Below are 24,170 nucleotides of genomic sequence, written 5' to 3'. Positions count from 1 at the left end.
GCAGGAAGACCTGGGTGCTGGTGGCTGTGGGTTGAGGCGTGGCTGTGTTGGCGGGCAGAGAAGTGCTGGTGGCTGTTGACGTCGGGCTGGCCGCCTGTTTTGTGGCAGTGGGTTGAGACGTGGCCGTGTTGGCGGGCAGAGAAGTGCTGGTGGCTGTTGACGTCGGGCTGGCCGCCTGTTTTGTGGCAGTGGGTTGAGGCGTGGCTGTGTTAGCCGGCAGAGAAGTGCTGGTGGCTGTTGGCGTCGGGCTGGCCGCCTGTTTTGTGGCAGTGGGTTGAGAGGTGTTTGAAGGTTGGGTTGTGGGCGACGCGGCCTCTCTGCTTGAGGTGGGTGTGTAGCTTAGCGTGGCAGGCCTGGTGGGCTGACTCTCGGCGGCGTCGTTTGGCGCCAGCGTGTTGGAGGGGGACGAAGCTATACTGCCGCTTGAAGCAGGCGAAGCCGCCGACTCAGAAGTGGAGGAAGGCAACGGTCCGACGCTGGCGATATTCACGGTTTGAGCCTGAGCAAGCGCGAGGGTGGGTTGAATCAGTGGATGTGACACGGATGCGGCGGGCAGGGCCGCCTGCAAACGTATTTCAATTTCGGTTCGCTCGCCAGGATCGGTGGTGAGCATGGATTGAAGTTGAAGGGCCGGTTGACGCAACGGGAAGAGAAGATCGCTGGGCTGGCTCTCGGCGGCCACGTAGACGACGGTCGTTATCAGAGCAAAGAGGCTCGCCGCCGTGACGGCCAGGGCCGGCAAGATGAGCACCGGCAGGGCCAGTTTCTCCAGGTATCGCTTCAATCGGTCAAATTTCGATTCAGGTTTCATAATCCATTCCGAGTCAACACAACAGATTTGGTAGCGGTTGCCTGCCTCATAGAACTAAATGCCGGGTGTCAGGCCTCAAAATACATCGCCCGGACACTGGCGTATAATCTTCGCCAATGGCCGCTCTGCTCGAAAAAACCATCCTCTGCCCGGTTCTGATCGGGCGCACGCCTTATCTCAACTCGCTCAGTCAGCGCCTGGAGCAAATCCGCGAGGGGCAGGGGCAAGTCATTCTTCTGGCCGGGGAAGCCGGGATCGGCAAATCGCGGCTGGCCGCCGAAACAAAAGCCCTGGCAAGGCAAGGCGGCTTCACCGTGTTGCAAGGCAACTGCTTCGAGCCGGATCGTGTTCTACCTTACGCGCCGTGGCTCGATTTGTTGCGCGGTTTCGTCGCCTCTCACGATGAAACTGCCCTCCACCCTTTCGCTCCCGAACTGATCAAGCTCCTGCCCGAACTCGGCGGGGTTTTGCCTGAGATGAGGCCGACACCCGTGCTCGAGCCGGAACAGGAGAAGCGACGCCATTTTCAAACGTTAACCCAATTCCTGATTGGCCTGGTAGGGGCCGACCTGCGTGTCGGCCCGCCAATGGACAAGCGCATGGGCAAACACGCAGGTTTGCCCCTACAGATGATTGTCATCGAAGACCTGCACTGGTGCGACGACACGAGCCTTGAGTTTCTGCTCTACTTCGCCCGCCATCTCGTCAATTCTCCAATTCTCCTCCTCTTGACGTATCGCAGTGACGAGCCGACTCCGGGTCTGACTCACTTTCTGGCCGAACTCGACCGGGCCCGTCTCGCCGCTGAATTCACGCTGGCCCGCCTCCCTGCCGACGACGTGGAGCGCATGATCCGCGCTATCTTCGAGCAGGCCCAGCCGGTGCGGGCCGAGTTCACCGAGGCCATTCATTCGCTCGCCGACGGCAACCCCTTTTTCATTGAAGAGACTTTGAAGGCGCTGGTGGCTTCGGGCGACATTTACCTGGCCAACGGAATCTGGACTCGCAAGCCGATTGGCGATTTGCAGATTCCGCGCACGGTGCAGGATGCGGTGCAGAGACGAATTGGAACATTGAGTGAGCCGGCCCGCCGGCTCCTGGCTCTGGCCGCCGTCGCCGGGCGGCGCTTCGACTTTGCCGTTCTGCAACTTGCCGTCCAGCAAACGGAAGGCGAGTTGCTGAAGCTGGTCAGGGAACTGGTGGTCGCCCAGTTGGTGGTCGAAGAGGCGGCTGACCATTTTGTCTTTCGCCACGCCCTCACCCGGCAAGCGATCTATTCTGATCTGCTGGGGCGCGAGCGCCGGGCGCTTCATCGCCGGGTTGCGGAAGCGATGGAAGGGCTTTATGCCCACGTCGCCGAGTCGCATCTGGCCGAGTTGGCGCTTCACTTTTACGAGGCCGGGGTGTGGGAGCGGGCGCTGGCTTATTCACGCCGGGCCGGGGAGAAGGCCCAGGCGTTGTACACGCCCCGCGCCGCGCAGGAACACTACGCTCACGCCATCGAGTCGGCGCGTCAACTGGCGGTGGCCGTGCCCGTCGAGTTGTATCGGGCGCGCGGGCAGATGAACCAGACGCTCGGCGACTTCGAGGCCGCCCGCGACGACTTTCAGGCCATGCTCGACGAAGCGCGAGGCCGCAACAACCGCCAGGCTGAGTGGCAGGCTTTGCTGGAGCTTGGCTTTTTGTGGGCGGCGCGCGATTACACCCGCACCGGCCAATACTTCCGGCAGGCGCTGGAACTGGCGCGGGCACTGGACGACTCGGCGACGCTGGCCCACAACCTCAACCGCATGGGCAACTGGCACCTCAACATCGAACAGCCCCTTGAAGCCTTGAGCTATCACCGGGAAGCCCTGCGCATCTTTGAACTGCTGGGCGACAAGGCCGGCCTGGCGGCCACGCTCGATTTGCTGGGCATCGCCAACTACGTCGCCAATGACACGGTGAGCGGCGTGGCTTATTACGAGCGCGCCATCGCCCTCTTCCGTGAATTGAACGATCGCGGCGGCTTGATGTCCAGCCTGATGATCTATTCCTCACGCGGCACCGATTATCTCGGTCGAACCGCCGTGCCGGTGAAGACGACTCTGGCCGAGCGGCTGGGCGATGGCGAGTTGGCTCTGCAGATGGCGCAAGAGATCGGGGCGCGCCCCGGCGAGGCCCTGGGGCATTCGTGGCTGGGCCTGGCCCTGGCGACGGCGGGCGAGTATGGCCGGGCGTTGCCTTTGATTCGCAAAGGGCTGGCCCTGGCCGAGGAGATTGAACACCGCCACTTCATGGCCACCTCGCACCTGATTTTGGGCGCTCTGCATTGGGACATTCTGGCCCTGCCCACTGCCCGGTTGCATCTGGAGCAAGCCGTGACTCTGGCTCGCGAGACGGCCTCCATGGTGTGGATGCGGATCGCGGCCAGTTATCTCGTGTCCACCTATGTTCTTCAGGGGCAGGCCGAGGCGGCGGAGAAGTTTTTGAATGAGGTGCTCACGCCCGACTTGCCCGCGCAGGCTGTCGGCCAGCGCCAACTATGGTTCGCCCGGGCCGAACTGTTGCTGGCGCAGGGCAAGGCTAAAGAGGCGCTCGCCATCGTCGAGCAATTAATTGCTTCGGCGCCCAACGTCGAGCAGGCGGGCGAGGCGGCCATCAGCTCGCTGGCGCTGTTGCGCGGCGAGGCGCTCATGGCGCTGGGCCGGATGAAAGAGGCCGAGGCGGTTTTGCTGGCCGGGCAAAGGGCGGCTCAGGAGTACGAGAGGCCGCCCATGCAGTGGCGGCTTCACCTGGCGCTGGGCAAATTGTATTTGGCGCGTGGCCAGCGCGATGACGCCGCCGGGGAGTTTTCGTCAGTCCGAGTCATCATTGAGGCGCTGGCCGGCAAACTGGGTGACGCCGCCTTGCGCGAGAACTTCGTGCGCTCGGCCACAGCCGGCATGGGCCGGGCAACGCCCGACTCGCCGCGCCGCAAAGCCAAGAAGGAAGCGGGCGGGTTGACGGGCCGCGAGCGCGAGGTGGCGGCCCTGATCGCTCAGGGCAAGTCGAACCGCGAGATTGCCGGGGCGCTGGTGCTCAGCCCGCGCACGGTGGAAGTCCACATTGCCAACATCATGTCCAAGCTGGGGGCCGCCTCCCGCGCCCAAATTGCGGCCTGGGTGGTGGAACACAAAATCGGCTCTACCAAATTTACCGTGAAAAAGTTTGGGGACGCGGATGAACGCTGATTTTCGCTGATAAAAAACAAAATCTGCGTTTATCCGCGCGCTTTGCGTCTGCGTCCCATTTCCCGTTAAAGCCGGGAGACCCACAAAATCTAAGTGTTTTCCCGGATACGGGTTTCGGACAGGTTGGCTAAGATGTAGACAGTTCAAAAACTTTGGAAAGAAAGGAAACTCTCACATGTCCGCCGAAACCAACAAAACTCTTGCCCGCCGCCTGCCGCTCGAAGCCTATAACAAAGGCAACATCGCCGTATTCGACGAAGTAGTCGCCGCTGAGGTGATTGATCACTTTCCGCCTCCCGGTTTCCCGCCCGGCCGCGAAGGCTACAAGATGTTCGTTCCCGCGTTGCGCGCCGCCTTCCCCGACCTGACCTACTCGCTTGATCTGGAAATAGTAGAAGGAGATAAAGTGGTGCACAAAGCGACCGCGCGTGGCACCCACCGGGGTGAGTTCATGGGCATTCCCGGCACTGGCAAGCAGGTGGTCTGGACGGAGACTCATATCCTCCGTTTCGCCAACGGCCAGGTGGTCGAGCATTGGGGCAACGCCGATCAGGCCGGTATGATGCAACAACTGATGCCGCCGCAAGGCTTATGACCCCATCGCGCGAAACATCGTACTTCAATATTTTGCAAAAGGAGACTCCTCTCATGTCTGAAGCCAACAAAGCCATCGTCCGCCGTTACCGCGAAATTTACAACACCAGCCAACTGGACCGGCTGGAGGAAGTGTTGACCGCCGATTTCACTCCTCACGCCACCTTCCCAGGGATGCCGTGGAACGGCCTGGAGTCTGCCAGGCAGGTTCACATGATGACCAAAGCCATCTTCCCCGATTTGCACACTGCTACTGAAGACCTGATTGCCGAGGGCGACCTGGTAGTGGAGCGCTGGACGCAGACCCAGACTCATAGCGGCGGACCGTTCTTCATCGGCAACATCCCGCCAAGCGGCAAACGCATTACGACGACCGGCATCAGCATTTACCGGATCAAAGGCGGCAAAATCGTCGAGCATTGGGCCGACATGGATTTCCTGGGCGTGCTCCAGCAAGTCGGCGCTGTGCCGATGCCGGGCTAAGAGCCTGTTTGAAAATTGCTCTTAGCCCGCGTCCTCGCGGGCCCCTTCGGGCCAACCGCGAGGACGCGGTTGGGGAGCATTTATCTAAGAGCCTGTTTGGTAAATCGAGAATTTTTTCAACGCCTGATCCAAATCTCCGATCAGATCGTCCGGCTCTTCGAGGCCGACGGATAATCGAATCATACCGTCCACCACGCCCGCCGCGACCCGCATCTCGACGGGCTGGCGAACGTGGGTCGTCGTCGCCGGGTGAACGGCCACTGATTGATTACTCCCCAAGTGTGTAGCCTGCAAGATCACCTTGAACGATTCCAACACCTGCCAGGCTTCGCGCCTGCCGCCGTCGAGGACGAACGACATGAGCGACGTGCCGCCGCTCCCCATCTGTGCCATTGCCAATTTGTGTTGCGGGTGACTCGGCAGGCCGGGGTAGTTCACGCTTTTGATCTTCGGGTGTGCGGCCAGGTATTCGGCCACTTGTTGAGCACTGCTCACGGCGCGAGCCATTCTCAAACCCAGCGTCTCCACGCCCATCAACGTCAGCCAGGCATTGAAGGCGCTCATGGTCGGGCCGGTGAAGTGATAGTGGCCGTTGCGAATGCCTTCGACAAAATCGCGCCTGCCAATGATGGCTCCGCCCAGCGCCGCCGAGTGGCCGCTGAGATACTTGGTCGTCGAGTGAATGACAACGTCCGCGCCGAGGGCGAGCGGACGCAGAATGGCCGGCGTGGCCAGCGTGCTGTCAATCATCAACGGCAGGTTGTGCCGGTGAGCGAGATCGGCCAGCCCTTTCACGTCGGCCACGAACACGTCCGGGTTGCTCGGCGACTCGACGTAGACGATGGCGGTCTTGTCGTTGATGGCGGCTTCCCAGGCCGACAGGTCTTCGGGCGAGTCCACGAAGCGCGGGGTCACGCCGAGTCGAGTCCACGTCAGGCGCAGTTGATTCTTGGTGTTGCCGTACACTCGCCCGGAGCAGACCACTTCGGCGTTCGGTTTATGTTGAACGACCTCCAACACGGCCATGAACACGGCGGCCAAACCGGATGATGCCGCCAGCCCGGCCTCAGCGCCCTCCATCGCCGCCAGTCGTTTCTCCAAAATATCGTTGGTCGGGTTGGCCACCCGGCTGTAGGTGAAGCCGGGGTCTTCGCCCAGACACATTTGCTGGCCGCGCTCGGCGGAGTCGAAAGGATAGGCGACGGCCATGTGCAGGGGCGGGAAGAGGCCGCCGCCGGTTGTGGCATCGTAACCGGCGTGAAGGGCAAGGGTGGTGAAGTGATGGGTCATGGCGAAGTCTCCGTGAAAGACGATGGACGATGGACGACAGACGACAGTTGTCCATCGTCCATCGTCCGTCGTCATTTTTGAAACGCCATTATAATCGTGGCGATGGACGAGACGACGAATATCTCGCAGGGCGGCGTCAACAACAGCGGCGACATCACGCTTGGTCAGGGCGACATCACCGGGCGCGACAAGATCACCCACATCGCCAACTACTACGGGGACGCCGCCCCTGCCGCCCTCTCTCTGCACCAACTCCCAGCGCCGCCCGCCGACTTCACCGGGCGCGTCGAAGAACTGGCTGACCTGCTGACCCTGCTTGGCGTCGGGCAGGGCGTGACCCTCTCCGGCTTGCACGGCATCGGCGGCGTGGGCAAGACGGCGCTGGCCCTCAAACTGGCCGAGCAGATCAAAGACCGCTACCTCGACGCCCAATTCTTCCTCGACCTGCGCGGGCCAAGCGACTCGCCCCTCTCGCCCGCCGACGCGATGAGCCACGTGATTCGCGCCTACTACCCGCTGAACAAACTGCCCGACTCCGAGGCCGAACTGAGCGCGCTTTATCTCTCGGTGCTGGACGGCAAGCGCGCCCTGCTGTTGATGGACAACGCCAGAGACGCGGCCCAAGTGGCCCCGCTCAAGCCGCCCGCCTCCTGCTGTTTGCTCGTCACCTCGCGCAATCATTTTCACTTGCCCGGCCTGAAGTCGAAGAGTCTGGATGCGATGAAGGCGGAGGAGGCGAGGGCGTTGTTGGTGAGGATTGTGCCACGGTTAAGCCCCCACCCCAGCCCCGCTGGCGCGCCGTCCGCAAAGAACGCGGACAGGGGAGGGAGCGGACTCCCTTCCCCTGTTGGTGTTGTTCCAACGGCGCGCGAGCGAGGGCTGGGGATGGGGGCCGAGGCGGCAGACGAAATCGCCCGCCTCTGCGGCTACCTGCCTCTGGCCCTCACCGCCGCCGCCAGCCTGCTGGCCGAAACCGAAGACCTTGACCCCGCCGACTTTGCCAGGCAACTGGGCGACGAGCGGGCGCGGCTGGAGCTGACCGGCTTCACTGCGGGCGGCCTCGAGACCAGCATCGAGGCCTCGCTCAACCTGAGCTACGCCCGCCTCCCTTCCGAAACCGCCCGCGTCTTTTGCGCCCTGGCCGTCTTCCCGGCAGACTTTGAGGCGCTGGCCGAAGAAGCCATTTGCGACGACGCCGACCACAAACACTTGAGTGATTTGGTGAAGCGAAGCTTGACGCGATACGATGCAGAGAAGAAACGATACAGCCTGCACGACCTCGCCCGCCTCTTTGCCAACTCGCGCCTGAGCGCCGCCGACCGCGCAACTTTGCAACAGCGCCACGCGACGCACTACGAAACCGTCCTTCGCGCCGCCAAAGAACTTTATAAAAAAGGCGGCGACGACATCAAACAAGGGCTGACCGCCTTCGATGCAGAGCGGGGCAACATTGAAGCCGGGCAGGCGTGGGCAGTAGGGCAAATTGACAATTTGCCCGACGCGGCGAAGTTGTGCAGTGATTACGCCGACGCCGGAGTGTATGTGCTTGACTTGCGCCTGCACCCTCGCGAGCAAATTCGCTGGCTGGAAGCCGCGCTGGCCGCCGCCCGAAAACTAAAAGATCGCCAAGCGGAGGGCGCATGGCTGGGCAACCTCGGCCTGGCCTGGGCCGACCTGGGCGATACCCGTAAGGCCATCGAGTTTTACGAACAGTGCTTGACTATCCTTGGCGAGATCGGCGACCGACGCAGCGAAGGGACGATGCTGGGCAACCTGGGCATTGCTCACAAAAATCTGGGTGAGACGCGCAAGGCTATCGAGTTTTACGAACAAGCGTTGGCGATTGACCGCGAGATCGGCGACCGACGTAGCGAAGGGGCGGCGCTGGGCAACCTGGGCAATGCCTGGGCCAACCTCGGCGAGACCTGCAAGGCTATTGAGTATCACGAACAACAGTTGATTATCGTTCGCGAGATCGGCGACCGGCGCGGCGAAGGCAATGCGCTGGGCAACTTGGGCACTGCCTGGGCCGACCTGGGCGAGACCCGCAAGGCCATCGAGTATCACGAACAAGCGTTGGCGATTGACCGCGAGATCGGCGACCGGCGCGGCGAAGGCCAAGACTTGGGCAGTCTCGGCATCGCCTACTACAACTTGGGCGAGACCCGCAAGGCCATCGAGTTTTACGAACAACACTTGACCATCGCCCGCGAGATCGGCGACCGGCGCGGCGAAAGTATTGCGCTGTGGAACATGAGCCTTGCGTTGGATAAACTGGGTGAACGCACGCAAGCGATTGCTCAGGCTGAAGCCGCGCTCAAAATCAAAGAAGAGATTGAAGACCCGTGGGCGGAGAAAGTGCGGAAGCGGTTGGCGGAGTGGCGGGAGGGATAGCATGGGTCTACATAGCACGGATCTACACGCGAAGCGTGGGCGGATCGAATCCGTTCATTCCGAGAATCCGTGCTATCAAACAGGCGGAGAGGGTCGCGCTCTCTAATCCGCCCACAACCTTTGCTCTTTGAGTACCTTCGATCTTGCCGGGGCGGCTTCCCGGCAGAACGGGGCGTAACGTTGAACCAAAGACGGTGGGCGGATTAGAGGGTTGGCCGTCGCTTATCACGCCCGCGCGAAGGGCGAGAATCTGTGCCATGAAACAGGCAGAGAGGGTTGCGCTCTCTAATCCGCCCACAACCTTTGCTCTTTGATTGCCTTTGGTTCTGCCGGAGTGGCTTCCCGGCAGAATTTGTCATTTGTCATTTAGCATTTGTCATTCGTCATTCACTCGGAGTTCTCATGCACATCCTTGTCACCAACGACGACGGCGTGACCGCGCCGGGGCTGGCAACGCTGGCCGCCGCCCTGCGCGAGTCCGGGCTGGGCAAAGTCACGGTGCTGGCCCCGGATCGCAACTGGTCGGCCTCGGGCCACGTCAAAACTTTGCACAAGCCGCTGCGAGTCAAACGCGCTCAGTTGTTTGATGGCACGGAAGCATTGGCCTGCGACGGCGCGCCGTCGGATTGTGTGGCGCTGGCGTTCCTGGGCGTCGTCAAAGAGAAGATTGACTTGGTCGTGTCGGGCATCAACCCGTTTCCGAATCTGGGCCACGATATCACCTACTCTGGCACGGTGACGGCGGCGATGGAGGGCGCGATCTCAGGTGTCCCGGCCATCGCCGTCTCGCTCGACACGCCGAAGTTTAGCGACTACGGGCCTGCCGCCCGCGCCGCCGCCCGCGTGGCCCGCGAGGTGGTCGCCCGCGGCCTGCCGCCTTACACCTTGCTCAACCTCAACGTGCCCGGCCTGCCCGAAGACGAAATCAAGGGCACTCGCATCACCCGGCAGGGCTTGAGTGTTTATCGTGATGAGTTGGTGGAGCGGCTCGACCCGCGCGGCCAGCCCTACTACTGGATAGGCGGCGAAGCGCCCATCGGCAAGCTGGAAGAGCACACCGACTTCGCCGCCCTGGCCGACGGCTACATCTCGATCACCCCGCTTCAACTGGATTTGACGGCGCACGGCCTGATTGACTCATTGCGCGAGTGGAAGTTGTAGAAGTGAAGCTCTCCGGTCAACGAATGCTTCGCAAAACCGCTTCGCGTAAACGAATGTTGAGTACAGCAATTCGTTTATTCGTTTCCTTATTCGTTGACAGTAAGCCTAGAAGCCCCCATCCGTGACTCTCGACTCGGAACTCCTCATTCACATCCTCCAAGCCATCGGCCTCAGCGTGGGCGCGGCGATCCTTCTGCGCCTGCTGGGGCGCTTTGCGCCCGTGCGCCGGGTGCAGGCCTCGGCCCTGGCCGGGGCGCTGGCCGCCGGAGCCTACATCATCCTGCGCGGCTCCGGCATTCCCAACGAGGCGGCAGTGCTGAGGGTGGTGGCCGCCTTCGGCCTGATGCTGGCCGCCAACGCCCTCCTACAATTGTTCGACCTGCTGTTGTGGGATTACATCCTTGGCCGGCGGCGGCACATGGTCGTGCCGCGCCTGCTGGTGGACCTCTTCAACTTCATCGTCCTCGTCGTCATCGCCCTGGCAGTGCTCAAGCAGGTCTTCAACGTTGACCTCAGTGCCCTGGTCGTCACCTCCACCGTCGTCTCGGCTGTCATCGGTTTGGCTTTGCAGGACATGCTGGGCAACGTGGTGGCCGGGCTGGCCCTGCAATTGGAGCGGCCTTTTGCAGTGGGCGACTGGGTGCTGGTGAGCGGCCACGAAGGCCAGGTGGTTCAACTCAACTGGCGCACACTCACGATCAAGACCCGCGACAGCCACAACGTCATCGTGCCCAACGCCAACGTCGCCAAGCAGGAGATCATCAACTACTCGCGGCCCACCGATTTACAAAGGATGCACGCCACGCTGGGCGTCGCCTATCGTCACCCGCCCGTCGTGGTCAAAGAGGCGCTGTTCCGGGCCGCCGCCGGGGCCGAAGGCGTGGCCGCCGACCCGCCGCCGGAAGTCATCATCAAAGACTTCGGCGAATTTGCCGTTCACTACGATGTCCGTTACTGGCTCACCGATTACGCCCGCGCTCACCAAATTGGCGATTCGGTGCTGACCCGAATCTGGTACGAACTGCGCCGGGCCGACATCACCATTCCCTTCCCGGCTCGCGACGTTACCGTTCGCACCCTGACCGAAGATCACGAGACGCGGGCGCAGGCGCAGTTGCGGCGCGACACCTTCGCCGAGCTTCGCCCGCTGGCCGTGTTCGCACCGTTGAGCGACGCCCAAATTGAAACGCTGGTGCGCGGCGCCGACCTGCACCGTTACACCGCCGGCGAAACGCTGGTGCGCCAGGGCGACGCCGGCGATTCGCTCTTTGTGATCAAGAGCGGCCAGGTGCGGGTGGACGTGCGAAGCGAGAGCGGGCAGGTGACCACTGTGGCCGTCCTCCACCCCGGCGATTTTTTTGGCGAGATGAGCCTGCTCACCGGCGAGCCGCGCACCGCTTCCGTCGTCGCCCAGGCCGAAACCGAAGTCGTGGTGGTGGACAAGCCCGACTTTGCCGCCGTCCTCGCCGCCGACACTGGCATCCTCGACGGCCTCTCGCTGGCCCTTGAGACTCGCGCCCGCAACGTTGTCGAACAAGTGGCCGCCGCCGACGCCGCCTCAATCCGCCAACCTCCCCAGCGCGCCGCCCTCGTCAAACGCATTCGCGGATTCTTCGGCGTCCCATAATTTTGACCGCTTCGTAACAAAAACGCCCACTCACCGCAAGGTTTCCGGCGGGCGGTTCGCAGTACAATGAGTCGCACTCAGGAGGACACCATGAGCGATTCGATTCCCTTCAACCGTCGCGCATTTCTGCAACAGGCGATTCTCTTTACCGGGGCCGGACTGGCTCTGGGCGGCGTGGCCGCTTACGCCAAAGACCAGTGGGACGCCGGGGAAGCCGCCTCGGCGGCCTCAACCGTCTCTCTCGATTCCCTTCGCGCCCAACTGGCCGAAGCCTCGAATCAAGTCGCCATCCTCAACGAAGCCCTGGCCGCTTCCGAGGCCGCCCTCACTGAACTGCGCCCGCAACTCGCCACTGCCCTCGGCAAAAACGCCGAACTGCAAAATGCGCTCACTCAACAACAGGCTGACGCTGACAGCCTGAAATCGCAACTAGCCGAAGCAGTGTCTGTGATCGCCAGCCACAAACAATTGATCGATCTCTTCGACAAGCTGGATGCTATCGGCCTCGACGACGTTCTACAAACCGGCCTCAACGCGGCCTCCACCGCCTTCGCCGGCCTGCTCGGCCTGGCCCCGCTAGCCCTCGCCGGCATCGCCTCGGCCCGGTCTTTGCTCGACAACTTTGAGATTCAATTCCCCTCGTTCCGCGCCAACCTCGACTGGCTGAAGAAGAATCTAGACGCCCTCACCAGCGGCGTGGCCGCTGTAGAAGCCGCTATTCAAGGGGCGCTGTCCACCCTCGACCCGGCCCTGACACGCATGACCCAGTTCATCATCTACATCCTGGATCATCTGCCGTTCGGCATCGGCCAGTCGGCCAAGAACGCCCTCAACGCCAACGACACGCTCTACGCTTCCCTGCCCGCCTTCATCACTGGCGCGAGTTCGCAAATCTTCACTATCTTCAACGAACCATTTGGCACGAGTGAGCGCGGCCTGAGTAAATCTCTGCTCCAGCCTGTCCGCGAGAAGGCGCTTGCGCCCAGCGAAAAGCTTGGGGCGCAGGTGACAGCGACTAACGACGTTTATGTGAAAGACCTGCACGTCCCGGCCAGCGTGGCCCTCACCCAGCGCGCCCAACTCCGCAAAGAGATCGCCGACTTTCGGGAGAAGAACAAGGCGGTATTGGAGAAGTAAGAAGCGCCGCTTTCCCCCTAATTTCTACGGCGAAAAAACCTCTTCACCCAAAACACTTGACAAAGGGAACCTAGATGTAATATTATGGAACCGGTTCCAATAGCCAATGAAACCGATTCCATATGCCTGCTAAAATTCGCGATGTCGCCAAAAAAGCCGGAGTTGGTCTCGCCACCGTTTCTCGCGTGATCAACAACAGCCCGCTTGTGAGTGAAGCCACCCGCAAGCGGGTTCTGGAAACCATCGCCGAACTGCACTACACGCCCAATCCCACTGCCCGCCGCCTCTCTCTGGGTAAGACTCATACCATTGCCGTCATCGCCCCATTCTTTACCCGCCCCGCGTTTGTGGAGCGGTTGCGAGGCGTGGAAAACACGCTGGCCGAGAGCGAATACGACCTCATCATTTACAACGTCGAAAACATCGAAAAGCGCGATCTCTACTTTCGCACCGTGCCGCGCCCGGAGCGGGCCGACGGCGTTCTCATCATCTCCCTGCCGCCGCGCGATCAGGATGTGAAGTTCCTGGCCGAAAGCGAAGTGCCTATTGTGCTGGTAGACGCCAATCACCCCTCACTCACTTCCCTCAACCGGGTGATTATTGACGACGTGACCGGTGGAAGGGCCGCCACCCAACACCTGATCCACCTCGGTCATCGCCGCATCGGTTACATCAGCGATCACTTCGAGTCCCCTTTCAAATTCACGGCCAGTTACGACCGTTATCAAGGGTATCAGCAGGCGCTGGAGGCGGCGGCGATTCCGTTTTGCCCCGACTACCACCTTGCGGGTGAGCACAGCCGCGCCGAGGCCCGTCACCTGGCGGCGCAAATGCTCTCTCTGCCCGAGCGCCCGACGGCGATCTTTGCCGCCAGCGACACTCAGGCCCTGGGCGTGCTGGAAGCGGCTCGCGACCTCAAATTGCGCGTGCCGGAAGATTTATCCGTCGTTGGTTACGATGACATTGAAGTGGCCGAGTATTTACGCCTGACCACAGTGCGTCAAAGGTTGTTCGAGTCAGGCAAGCGCGGCGTGGAACTGTTGCTCGAAGTGCTCGCCGACTCGTCCCCACAACCGGCGTGTGAAGTATTGCCAGTCGAATTGATGGTGCGCGGCACGACCGCGCCGCCCGGTTAAGCTGTTCTGAAAGGAGGTGATGGACAAAAAAATCCTAACATTTAATCCAAAGCCACTGAGATCGCAATTAACACTGTTCGAAATCAAAAGGAGGAAAGATGAAACACTTACATAAAATTACGAGCCTGCTGGTGCTGGTAGCACTCGTACTCACCGCCTGCGGCCAACCGGCCACAACCGAAGCCCCTCAGGCCACACCGGCGCCTCAGGCCACAACGCCACCGACCACTGGAGGCACTATGCTGGATCGGGCGCTGGCGGGGGAGTTCAAGGGGACGGTGGTGACGGCGACAGGGCCGTTCGTGGACGCCGACGCGCAGAAGTTCGACGCGACGATGGCCGACTTCGAAGCCAAGACGGGCATTGATATTCAGTATCAAGGCTCGAAGGAGTTTGAAGCGTCCATCAAGGCGGCGATAGACGCCGGCAACGCGCCGGACATCATAGACTTTCCGCAACCGGGTCTGCTGGCTTCGTTCGTCAGCCAGGGCAAGATCGTGGACATGAGCCAGCATCTGGACGTGGCGGCGTTGAAGGCCAACTACAACCAGTCGTGGCTGGACATGGCGACGATGGACGGGCCGAACGGCAAGATCATGGCCGGGGTCTGGGAGCGGGTGAACGGCAAGTCGCTGGTGTGGTATCCGAAGAAAGCCTGGGACGAAGCGGGCTACCCGATTCCGCAGACGTGGGATGAGATGCTGGCCCTGATGGACACGATGGTGGCTGACGGTTCGACGCCGTGGTGCGTGGGCATCGAGTCAGGAGCGGCCACCGGCTGGGTGGCGACCGACTGGATGGAAGAGATCATGCTTCGGACGACGTCGTTGGACAACTACGACAAGTGGCTGACCAACGAGTTGAAGTTTGACTCGCCGGAAGTGAAGCACGCCGCCGAAGTGATGAGCGGGATCTGGCAGGACAAGTACGTCTACGGCGGTCAGGCCAGCATCGTCGAGACCAGCTTCGGGGACGCGCCCCTGCCGATGTTTGACGCGGCCGGGCCGAAGTGCTGGATGCACAAGCAGGGCAACTTCATCACCAGCTTCTTCCCGGAGAGCGCCAAGGCCGGTGAAGACTACAGCTTCTTCTACTTCCCCGGCTTGGATGCGAAGTACGGCAAGCCGGTGTTGGTGGCGGGTGACATCTGGGCCGCGACCAACGGTGGATGGAGCAGGGCGGGGCGATTGCGCCGCACAAGGACGCCAACCTGGACTGGTATGGCAACGACATCGAGCGGGGGGTGGCGGCGATTATTCAGAACGCCACCGCAGTTCGTTTCGACGGCTCGGACTTGATGCCGGGTCAGGTCGGGGCTGGCTCCTTCTGGAAGGAAATGACCAACTATGTGGCGGGCGCTGAAGACCTCGACACCGCTCTCAAGAATATTGACACCTCCTGGCCGTAATCACTCGGTCTGAGGTGATAGACTTTGGGGCGGCCTGCCGCGCGGCAGGCCGCCCCAATCACCCTCAAGTAGCACAAACGCCACTCCATAACGCCAAACGGATGGCGAAAGAATCAAGTTGGCGCTTGCCCTGCCTGCAAGTCTGCATACAATAACAGCAACTCTACAAGACAATCGAACCACACATCCGCCTTTCAGATGTTTTCTGAAGAAAGGGTTGATCGTATGTCTGCCTCCGCCTCCCGAAACACCTCTTCCGGCCTGCCCACAACCAGCGGCGGCGCGCTTCCGGCGCTTATTGCCCTGGCGTTTTTGCTGGGGACAATTGCCCTGCTGTGGTGGGGTTTCCTCTTTCAGCGCGATCTGCAGGCAGACACCGCCTCACAAGCGCCACAAATCGTGACAGTAGCCCTGGCCATCGTCTGGGGCGTGGGCGGCATGGCCCTGCTTTTCACCACCGCCAACTTTTTTGTCGAGCAACTGCCCAATGCCTGGATGCAACGTCTGCAACCCCTCATCTTCGTCGGCCCGGCAATGTTGATACTTGTCTGGGCTTTGGCCCTGCCGACGATTCGCACCTTTATCCTCAGTCTATACGACGCTAACAGCGTCACCTTCATTGACATTCAAAACTATCTGGGCGTATTCACCGACTCGAGCATGCTCGTCGTTTTTCGCAATAATTTGCTGTGGATACTCTTCGGCACAATCCCCACCGTCTCGCTTGGCCTGCTGATCGCCGTGCTGGCCGACCGGAGCCGGTTTGAGACTCTGGCTAAAGCGTTGATCTTTATGCCGATGGCGATTTCCTTCGTCGGCGCGGGCGTGATCTGGAATTTCGTTTACGCCGTCAAACCAGCCGACGCGCCCCAGATCGGTCTGCTTAACTTCCTCTGGGTTCCAATCGGTGGGGCGCCACAGGCCTGGACGGCGTTCTTTCAGCCCTGGAATAATTTCTTTCTTGTCCTCATTGTCGTCTGGCTACAGACCGGTTATGCCATGGTGCTCTTCTCCGCCGCCATCAAAGGCATCTCCAGCGAAATTTTGGAAGCCGCCCGCGTGGACGGTGCCACCGAACTGCAAGTCTTCTTCCAGATCATGATCCCGCAAATCATGGGAACCATCATCACCGTCTCCACCACCATTATCATCTTCACCTTGAAGATATTCGACGTGGTGATTGTGATGACCGGCGGCCAGTACGGAACCAGCGTCATTGCCACCGAGTTCTACCGGCAATACTTCACCTATAACAACAATGGCTATGGCTCGGCCATTGCCATTATCCTCTTCATTGCCGTCGTCCCGGTGATGGCCTACAACCTGCGCCAGTTCGCCCAACGGGAGGTCTTCTAATGAGCGCCGCTAAGCCCCTCAACCGCTTTCTGAATAGTTTGGTCGTCAATGGCGCTCTCGCCATCATTTGTTTGCTGTGGACGATTCCGACCATTGGCCTGCTGGTGTCCTCATTCCGTGATCGAATTGACATCAACACCACCGGCTGGTGGACCGTCTTCCCTCATCTGGATTGGGTGGCAACGGAACAGATCAAACCCGCCTCGGACGTGGATCGCAACGCGCCCATGACTCTGGCCGGGGTCACGGCCACCTTCGAAGAGTTTCGTGAGGGAATCGAATCAAGCGACAAACGCTTGAAGTGGATCGGCAACCGGCGGGTTGGCTACCTTGAAGTGCAGCAATATCGTTGGACGGCCAATACCATCTTTACATTGGAAAACTACCGGCAGGTGCTGGCCGGCGATGACTACACGGCCACCCTCAAAGACGGCTCCACCGTCACCGAACGGGGCGACAACATGAGCCGGGCCTTTCTCAACAGTATCGCCGTCGCCGTCCCGTCAACCGTGATTCCGATCTCGCTGGCCGCCTTTGCCGCCTACGGCTTTGCCTGGATGCGCTTCCCGGCGCGCAAGATGTTGTTTGCGCTGGTGGTGGCTCTGCTGGTAGTGCCGCTCCAAATTGCCCTGGTTCCCATCTTGCGCGACTTCGTCCGGCTCGACCTCAACGGCACGTTTCTAGCCGTGTGGCTGGCCCACACCGGCTTTGGCCTGCCGCTGGCAACGTACTTGCTCTACAACTACATCAGCGAACTGCCGCGTGACATTCTAGAGTCAGCTTTCATTGACGGCGCTTCGCACTTCACCATCTTCACCCGTCTCATCCTGCCGCTTTCAGTGCCGGCGCTGGCTTCGTTCGCCATCTTCCAATTCCTGTGGGTGTGGAACGATTACCTCGTCGCCCTGATCTTCATCGGCGCTTCGCCCACCTCGCAGTTGCTCACCCAGCGCCTGGCCGAGATCGTCGGCTCACGCGGCCAGGATTGGCACCTGCTGACAGCGGGCGCGTTCATCACCATGATTTTGCCGCTGGTCGTATTCTTCTCGCTTCAGCGCTTCTTCGTGCGCGGCCTGTTGTCCGGGTCAGTTAAAGGCTGAGTCGATCCATGCCGCACTTCCCCGACAACTTCCTCTGGGGCGCGGCCACCGCCGCCTATCAAATTGAAGGCGCGTGGAACGAGGACGGCAAAGGCGAAAGCATCTGGGATCGTTTCAGCCACCGCCGCTACCACGTCCTCGGCGGCGACACCGGGGATGTGGCCTGTGATCACTATCACCGCTTTGAGCCGGACGTGGCTTTGATGAAGCAGTTGGGCTTGAAGACCTATCGCTTTTCCATCGCCTGGACGCGCGTCCTGCCGGAAGGGCGCGGCGCGATCAATGCCAAAGGGCTGGGCTTTTACGACCGCCTTGTAGACTCTTTGCTGGCCGCGGACATTCTTCCCAACGTCACCCTCAATCATTGGGACTTTCCGCAAGCCCTGCAAGACCTCGGCGGCTGGCCCAATCGCGAGTCGGTGGACTGGTTTGCCGACTACGCCCGTCTCATGTTTGATCGGCTGGGCGACCGGGTGGCGATGTGGGCCACGCACAACGAACCCTGGTGCGCCGCCTTTCTGGGTTATGGCAACGGCCACCACGCCCCCGGCATTTGCGATTACACGCAAGCTTACCAGGCTGTTCATCATCTTCTGCTGGCGCATGGCCGGGCCGTGCAAGTCTTCAGGCAGGGCGGCCACAAAGGTCAGATCGGCCTCGTCCACAACCCGCAGCATTATCTCCCGGCCAGTGAGAGCGACGAAGACCGGGCCGCCTGCGGACGAGTCTACGAGCAGGGCGTGAGCTTGTTTCTCGACCCGCTCTTTCACGCCCGCTATCCACAGGGCCTTATGGATTGGCTCGGCTCACACGCGCCCAAAATTCAAGACGACGATCTCAAACTCATCAGCCAGCCGCTCGATTTCCTGGGCGTCAACTACTACTTCACCGAAAGCGTTTCTCATAATGTGGACGGCGGGATTCTCAAGGCGCAGTCTCGGCCTTATTCCGCGCCCGGCTGGGGCCAGACCGACATGGGCTGGGGTGTCAACCCACCCGGCCTCGAAGCTGTGCTGTTGGACATCAAGAACAAGTATCACAACCCTCGTCTGTACATCACCGAAAACGGTTGCGCCTTTCCCAACCAGCCGGACGCGGACGGCGCATTTCACGACCCGGCCCGCCTCAACTATTTGCGCGAACACTTCCTGGCCGCCCACCGTGCCCTCGAAGCCGGCGTTGATCTGCGCGGCTACTACGTTTGGAGTCTGCTCGACAATTTTGAGTGGGCCTGGGGCTACTCGCGCCGCTTCGGCCTCTTCCACGTAGATTTTGCCACGCAACGCCGGACGCCCAAAGCCAGCGCCGCTTGGTACGCCAACGTCATCGCCGCTAACGCTGTGAACTAATGAAAAAATTGTATGGCGGCATTGAAGCCGGGGGAACAAAATTTGTGTGCGTGGTCGGCGGCGGCCCCGGCGACATTCAAGCCCAGACTCGTTTTCCCACCACCAGCCCAACTGAAACCATTCAACGCTGTCTCGACTTCTTCAAACAATTCGACGGTCTGGCCGCCATTGGCGTGGCCGCCTTTGGCCCACTCGACCCCGACCCGGCCTCGCCAACCTTCGGTTACATTACCTCCACGCCCAAACCCGGTTGGGCAAACACCGACCTCGTCGGCCCGATCCACCGCGCCTTCAACGTGCCCGTCGGCTTCGACACTGACGTGAACGGCGCGGCGCTCGGCGAGTGGCGCTGGGGCGCGGCCCGGGGGTTGAACACGTTCATCTATCTCACCGTCGGCACTGGCATTGGCGGCGGCGCATTGCTCAACGGCAAACTCGCTCACGGCCTCCTCCATCCCGAAATGGGCCACGTTCGCCTGCCTCATGATTTGGCCGCCGACCCTTTTCCTGGCAGTTGTCCGTTTCACAACGATTGTCTCGAAGGACTGGCCAACGGCCCGGCCATCAGCGCATCATCCTCGGCGGCGGCGTCATGGATCAGGCCCAACTCTTCCCGCTCATTCGCGCCGAAGTCAAAACGCTCCTCAACGGCTACGTCCAGTCGCCGCATATTCTGGAACACATTGACGAGTACATCGCGCCGCCCGGCCTGGGCGGGCAAGCCGGAATGTTGGGCGCGCTCGCCCTGGCCGAGTCCGCCCTCTGACCGTTTATGCTTGACTCTGACTGGATTGCCCACGAAAGCCGACGCTCACTGGCCCGCCTGCTCCCGCGCCTCGCTCGACAATTCTCCGGTGAAACCGACTCTGATAGTTGGGCGGCCTTCACCCGCCGCCTCGAAGCCAACTTTGCCCCGCTCTTCAATTTCCTCTACCAGCTTTACGGCCACCACTACGACTTCTTCTATCACCTCGAAACCATTCTAGCGACTGTTGCCAAAATGTGGCTGGCTCGCCCCGCCGAACTCAAAGCTCTGGATGCCGCTCGCGAAAACGATCCGCGCTGGTTCCAGTCCAACCGGATGCTGGGCGGCGTGTGCTACGTAGATTTGTTCGCCGGAAATCTCGACGGCGTTCGCCAAAAGATTCCCTACTTCAAAGAACTCGGCCTGACCTATCTTCACCTCATGCCGCTCTTCCGTTGCCCCGAAGGCAACAACGATGGCGGCTATGCGGTGAGCAGTTATCGTGAGGTCAACCCGATTCTGGGCGACATGACTCAACTGCGTCAACTCGCGGCAGAACTTCGGCAGGACGGCATCAGCCTGGCCCTCGACTTCATCTTCAACCACACCTCTGACGAACACGAATGGGCGCTTCGCGCCGGCGATGCCGAACATCAAAATTACTACCTCATCTTCCCCGACCGCCGACAACCCGACGCCTACGAAACCCACCTGCGCGAAATCTTCCCGGACGAACACCCCGGCGCTTTCTCCCCCCTCCCCCGCCTTGCGGGGGAGGGGCCGGGGGTGGGGGCTGGGGGTTGGGTCTGGACAACCTTCCACACCTTCCAGTGGGACTTGAACTACGCCAATCCGGCCCTCTTCACGGCCATGGCCGAAGAGATGTTGTTCATCGCCAACGTTGGCGTGGAAGTGTTGAGGCTGGATGCAGTGGCTTTTATATGGAAACGATTGGGAACGAGTTGTGAGAATCTGCCCGAAGCCCATTTGCTCATTCAGGCCTTCAACACCCTGGCGCGCATTGCCGCCCCGGCCATGCTCTTCAAATCCGAGGCCATCGTTCATCCTGATGAGGTGGCAAAATACATCCGCCCCGACGAATGCCAGCTTTCGTACAACCCGTTGCTAATGGCTCTGCTGTGGAACTCGCTGGCCACGCGCAAAGTGCGACTGCTCTCTCAAGCCATGCGCGAGCGTTTCGCCATTCACCCCGACTGCGCCTGGGTCAACTACGTGCGCGTCCACGACGATATTGGCTGGACGTTCTCCGACGAAGACGCCGCCCAGCTTGGAGTCAAAGGCTACGACCACCGCCAGTTTCTCAATTCGTTTTTCACCGGTCGCTTTCCGGGCAGTTTTGCTCGCGGCCTGCCGTTTCAGGAGAATCCCAAAACCGGTGACATGCGAATCTCTGGCACGTGCGCCTCGCTGGCCGGGCTGGAGGCCGCCCTTCAATCAGAGGCGGCTGAACCGTTGGATCAGGCCGTCTGCCGCATCCTGCTCCTCCACAGCGTCATCCTCAGCCTCGGCGGCATTCCCCTCATTTATCTTGGCGACGAGGTCGGCCAGTTGAATGATTACAGCTATCGCGACGACCCGGCCAAAGCCGACGATAGCCGCTGGGTTCACCGCCCGCGCGCCAACTGGCAAAACATCGCCCGCCGGAATGATCCGCAAACGGTTGAAGGCAAGGTCTATATGGGCTTGCGGCGGCTTATCGAGTTGCGGCAGAAGCACGAGGCATTTGCCGGCGGCGGGATGAAGGTGCTGGACACGGGCAACGATCATGTGTTCGGCTATTCGCGCTCCGGCGGTCGGGGCCGAATTACGGCGCTGGCGAATTTCAGCGAACACGAGCAATACTTGAATGCTGATCAGGCGCGACGACTTGGGCTTGAAAAAACTTCCACCGATTTGGTTGCCGGGGAAGCCGTCTCTCCAACTCAGGGCTTGACTCTGAAGCCGTACCAGTTTGTGTGGCTGGCAGAATAAATTTGCCTGGCCTCAAGCGCACAGTTTTCAACCCCACTGCCGTCTTATCTGTCAAACCTCATTTCACTCAAGGAGCTTTGACATGAAAAACCCCTGGATCGCCGGTATTCTAAATTTCTTTTTGATGGGCGCAGGCACGCTGTACAACGGGCGGCGGCGGGCGCTGGGCATCGCCCTCACCCTGGGCGCGCTGGCGCTGACTTACGTGGAGCTTAATTTGCAGACAGCGGCCCCGGCCTTGTATCCCATCATGTTTGGCGCGGTCTTCCTCATGAACTGCTTCTTCGCCTACGACGGCTTCACCGAGGCCAAAGCGATTAGCGCCAACAAGTAGAGAAGCTAAAACGTCTCTACATCACAGGCGGCAATCCGAACTTCAACACAAGTTCGGGATTCGTGAAGAGCGTCATCTCGAAGATCGCGCCCTCGTCCAGGGTGATCGTCATGACCCCGGCGCTTCGATAGAGACCGTTCGCCGTTGAGTCGTCCCGCTGATAAAACGCAAACGCTGGTCCGCCGTTGGCCTGGGTGAGGATCAACCGCCACCGATCTTGCGCGTCGCCGGCCAGCGGGACCGCCAGCAGAAAAGCGCGAATTTCCTCAGGCCCGCGATACCATGAAGGTGTGGGCGGCATGGCCAGCGTGGCCTCGTCTTTGAGCAGGCTGACCAACGTGTTCACGTCGGCGGTCTCCCAGGCGCGCATGAAACGGTCGAGCAGGGCGCGGGTGCGCTCATCGGCGTGAGCAAGCTTCATTGTCTCACGCCGATGATATTTTTTGGCCAGCGTCTCGCGCGCCCGGTGCAGGGCGCTATTCACCGCCGAGGGTGTCGCGCCCAAACACTCGGCGGCTTCACTCGCTTTCCAGTCAAGCACGTCGCACAAAATCACTGCCGCCCGCTGGCGAGGCGGGAGCGTTTGCAACGCCGCCAGGAACGCCAGGGTGATGCTTTCGCGTGTCGTGTAACGGGCTTCGGGATTCTCCTCGGCCCCGGCCAGCAGATCGTCGGGCAAAGGCTCCAGCCACAGCGGCTCGGCCACGGGCGGCGCAAGAGGCCGACGAGGATCGGCAGGAGGGTGCGTGGCTGGAGGCAGGGCGCGTCGAGGCCGTTTGTCGAGGGCGTCGAGGCAGGCGTTGGTGGCAATTTTGTATAGCCAGGCCCGTAACGAGGCCCGGCCCTCGAATGTGTCGAGCCGCCGCCAGGCGCGCAACATCGTCTCCTGCACCAAATCTTCGGCGTCGTGCAGTGAGCCGAGGATGCGATAGCAATGAACTTGCAGTTCGCGGCGGTAAGGCTCGGCCAGTACGCTGAATTCGTTGTGGTCGCCTGCCCGCGCGGCGGCGAGGTGGCCGGCCAGCGCCGGGTCGAGCGTGTAAGCGATGGTTGTCTCTTTCGGCATTCGGTTGGCTATTGCCCCTCTTCGATCAATGTTTGTATGACGATGGCGACCGCCAAAACTGTGCGGTGGTCGCCGCTCAACTTCACCGCACAGTTTTCAATCGCTCACCCGTCTTATCAATCAAATCTTACACACTCAGGAGATTGCCATGAAGTTCATTGTCGTTGTTCGCGGAAAGTTGAAGGATACGGATCCTAAAAAGGCGCAGGCTGGGCACGATGCGGCTGTCGCCAAGTTGTCGGTGATCGGCAGGCCGCTCGGCGATGTCGGGCACCAGCCCTATCTCAACCCCCAGAACCCTCAGGAGTTTTTGGCAGTAGACACCTGGGACAACATTGAGGGCATGCAGAAGTTCATGAACGACCCGAACGTCGCCGCCGAGTTCGGAAAGTTGTTCGAGGGCATGCCAGACATATCTGTCTGGGCCGAATCGGGCTGGAGCGCATTCTAACCGTTGAAATTGGATGCAGACGCTTGCCGCCCGCGCAAGCGTCTGCGTTCGTTTGCCTGCTACGACTCCAACCACTCCTTCATCGGCTTTAGAAAGTACACGTCCCAGCCTTCGTCATGGCCGTCGCGTTCCTCTTTGTTGGGGAACTGGCTATGCGTTAATTTGATCACGGTTCCGCCGTTTTTTGCTTTCAACTCCCAGCGCACTACCGAGTCGGCCCATTCCTTCTTCCAACTCGATTGCCGCCAGGTATATTCGAGCCGGGCCGGCTTTTTGATCTCGGTGAACTTGCCGGTCGTCTCGCCGCCAAAGAGAGCGTAGCGCCCGCCTCGCCTCAGCGTCACCTTCAACCCTTTGCTACCCATCCAGCCGCCGATGACCGCCGGGTCGGTGAGGGCCGCCCACACTTGCTCAATCGGGACCGCTATTTCGATCTTCCTGGCTATATTTTTGGGCATGATCGTTCTCCTTCCGGGTTAGTTTGGTTGTGTGCTGTCCCGGCAAACACTATGACGGCCTATTCC

At 60.9% G+C, this 24,170-nt stretch carries 19 protein-coding genes and 2 pseudogenes; 16 read left to right on the top strand and 5 right to left on the bottom strand.

Going from position 1 to position 24,170, the window contains the following annotated elements; translation table 11 throughout:
* On the bottom strand, positions 1 to 811 hold an 811-nt coding region (locus HYZ49_06390; protein MBI3241907.1), incomplete at its 3' end, for a hypothetical protein.
* 116 nt (positions 812 to 927) lie between these two features.
* Between HYZ49_06390 and HYZ49_06385 the strand changes: the two genes are divergently transcribed.
* From HYZ49_06385 to HYZ49_06375, 3 genes are all read left to right on the top strand, one after another.
* The gene (locus tag HYZ49_06385) at positions 928 to 4,023 is read left to right on the top strand and encodes an AAA family ATPase (protein MBI3241906.1); all 3,096 of its coding nucleotides are present in this window, start codon (positions 928 to 930) and stop codon (positions 4,021 to 4,023) included.
* 175 nt (positions 4,024 to 4,198) lie between these two features.
* Positions 4,199 to 4,618 carry an ester cyclase gene (locus HYZ49_06380; GenBank protein MBI3241905.1) on the top strand — a complete coding sequence of 140 codons (420 nt, stop codon included), beginning with the start codon at positions 4,199 to 4,201 and terminating at the stop codon, positions 4,616 to 4,618.
* Between the two features lie 53 nt (positions 4,619 to 4,671).
* Entirely contained in the window at positions 4,672 to 5,100 is a 429-nt protein-coding gene (locus HYZ49_06375) for an ester cyclase (protein MBI3241904.1), read from the top strand.
* An 84-nt stretch (positions 5,101 to 5,184) separates the two neighbouring features.
* Here HYZ49_06375 and HYZ49_06370 read toward each other — a convergent pair whose 3' ends face one another.
* Positions 5,185 to 6,465, bottom strand: a complete 1,281-nt coding sequence (locus tag HYZ49_06370) for an O-acetylhomoserine aminocarboxypropyltransferase/cysteine synthase (protein ID MBI3241903.1) — start codon at positions 6,463 to 6,465, stop codon at positions 5,185 to 5,187.
* A gap of 27 nt (positions 6,466 to 6,492) precedes the next feature.
* On the opposite strand from HYZ49_06370, the gene HYZ49_06365 reads away from it, so the two are divergent.
* A complete protein-coding gene (locus HYZ49_06365) occupies positions 6,493 to 8,784 on the top strand; it encodes a tetratricopeptide repeat protein (GenBank protein MBI3241902.1) in 2,292 nt (763 codons plus the stop codon).
* Between the two features lie 22 nt (positions 8,785 to 8,806).
* Here the strand turns inward: HYZ49_06365 and HYZ49_06360 are convergent, their stop codons facing one another.
* A complete protein-coding gene (locus HYZ49_06360; GenBank protein MBI3241901.1) occupies positions 8,807 to 9,043 on the bottom strand; it encodes a hypothetical protein in 237 nt (78 codons plus the stop codon).
* 143 nt (positions 9,044 to 9,186) lie between these two features.
* On the opposite strand from HYZ49_06360, the gene surE reads away from it, so the two are divergent.
* The 11 genes and pseudogenes from surE to HYZ49_06305 all read left to right on the top strand — a co-directional run bounded on the left by surE (position 9,187) and on the right by HYZ49_06305 (position 22,129).
* Positions 9,187 to 9,945 (top strand): 5'/3'-nucleotidase SurE, encoded by a 759-nt coding sequence (surE, locus tag HYZ49_06355; protein ID MBI3241900.1) that lies wholly within the window; start codon positions 9,187 to 9,189, stop codon positions 9,943 to 9,945.
* A 121-nt stretch (positions 9,946 to 10,066) separates the two neighbouring features.
* Complete coding sequence (locus HYZ49_06350) at positions 10,067 to 11,572, top strand: mechanosensitive ion channel (protein MBI3241899.1); 1,506 nt, start codon at positions 10,067 to 10,069, stop codon at positions 11,570 to 11,572.
* 90 nt (positions 11,573 to 11,662) lie between these two features.
* Entirely contained in the window at positions 11,663 to 12,709 is a 1,047-nt protein-coding gene (locus tag HYZ49_06345; protein ID MBI3241898.1) for a hypothetical protein, read from the top strand.
* A gap of 122 nt (positions 12,710 to 12,831) precedes the next feature.
* Complete coding sequence (locus tag HYZ49_06340) at positions 12,832 to 13,845, top strand: LacI family DNA-binding transcriptional regulator (GenBank protein ID MBI3241897.1); 1,014 nt, start codon at positions 12,832 to 12,834, stop codon at positions 13,843 to 13,845.
* A gap of 98 nt (positions 13,846 to 13,943) precedes the next feature.
* A pseudogene (locus HYZ49_06335) lies at positions 13,944 to 15,253 on the top strand (carbohydrate ABC transporter substrate-binding protein).
* Positions 15,254 to 15,478: 225 nt separating this feature from the next.
* Positions 15,479 to 16,609 carry a sugar ABC transporter permease gene (locus HYZ49_06330; GenBank protein ID MBI3241896.1) on the top strand — a complete coding sequence of 377 codons (1,131 nt, stop codon included), beginning with the start codon at positions 15,479 to 15,481 and terminating at the stop codon, positions 16,607 to 16,609.
* A complete protein-coding gene (locus HYZ49_06325) occupies positions 16,609 to 17,709 on the top strand; it encodes a carbohydrate ABC transporter permease (GenBank protein MBI3241895.1) in 1,101 nt (366 codons plus the stop codon). The genes HYZ49_06330 and HYZ49_06325 overlap by 1 nt, the downstream gene beginning before the upstream one ends.
* 8 nt (positions 17,710 to 17,717) lie before the next feature.
* Positions 17,718 to 19,058 carry a beta-glucosidase gene (locus tag HYZ49_06320; GenBank protein ID MBI3241894.1) on the top strand — a complete coding sequence of 447 codons (1,341 nt, stop codon included), beginning with the start codon at positions 17,718 to 17,720 and terminating at the stop codon, positions 19,056 to 19,058.
* Between the two features lie 8 nt (positions 19,059 to 19,066).
* A pseudogene (locus HYZ49_06315) lies at positions 19,067 to 19,824 on the top strand (ROK family protein).
* Between the two features lie 6 nt (positions 19,825 to 19,830).
* A complete protein-coding gene (locus tag HYZ49_06310) occupies positions 19,831 to 21,795 on the top strand; it encodes an alpha-glucosidase C-terminal domain-containing protein (protein MBI3241893.1) in 1,965 nt (654 codons plus the stop codon).
* Positions 21,796 to 21,877: 82 nt separating this feature from the next.
* Complete coding sequence (locus HYZ49_06305; protein MBI3241892.1) at positions 21,878 to 22,129, top strand: hypothetical protein; 252 nt, start codon at positions 21,878 to 21,880, stop codon at positions 22,127 to 22,129.
* Between the two features lie 16 nt (positions 22,130 to 22,145).
* Here the strand turns inward: HYZ49_06305 and HYZ49_06300 are convergent, their stop codons facing one another.
* On the bottom strand, positions 22,146 to 23,195 hold the full coding sequence (locus HYZ49_06300) for a sigma-70 family RNA polymerase sigma factor (protein ID MBI3241891.1): 1,050 nt from the start codon (positions 23,193 to 23,195) through the stop codon (positions 22,146 to 22,148).
* 148 nt (positions 23,196 to 23,343) lie between these two features.
* Between HYZ49_06300 and HYZ49_06295 the strand changes: the two genes are divergently transcribed.
* Positions 23,344 to 23,646 carry a hypothetical protein gene (locus HYZ49_06295; GenBank protein ID MBI3241890.1) on the top strand — a complete coding sequence of 101 codons (303 nt, stop codon included), beginning with the start codon at positions 23,344 to 23,346 and terminating at the stop codon, positions 23,644 to 23,646.
* A 59-nt stretch (positions 23,647 to 23,705) separates the two neighbouring features.
* Here HYZ49_06295 and HYZ49_06290 read toward each other — a convergent pair whose 3' ends face one another.
* On the bottom strand, positions 23,706 to 24,104 hold the full coding sequence (locus tag HYZ49_06290) for an SRPBCC domain-containing protein (GenBank protein ID MBI3241889.1): 399 nt from the start codon (positions 24,102 to 24,104) through the stop codon (positions 23,706 to 23,708).
* Between the last annotated feature and the right edge of the window lie 66 nt (positions 24,105 to 24,170).

It is taken from the genome of Chloroflexota bacterium, assembly GCA_016197225.1.
GTDB lineage: Bacteria > Chloroflexota > Anaerolineae > Anaerolineales > VGOW01 > VGOW01.
This window is presented reverse-complemented; position numbering and strand designations above follow the sequence as displayed.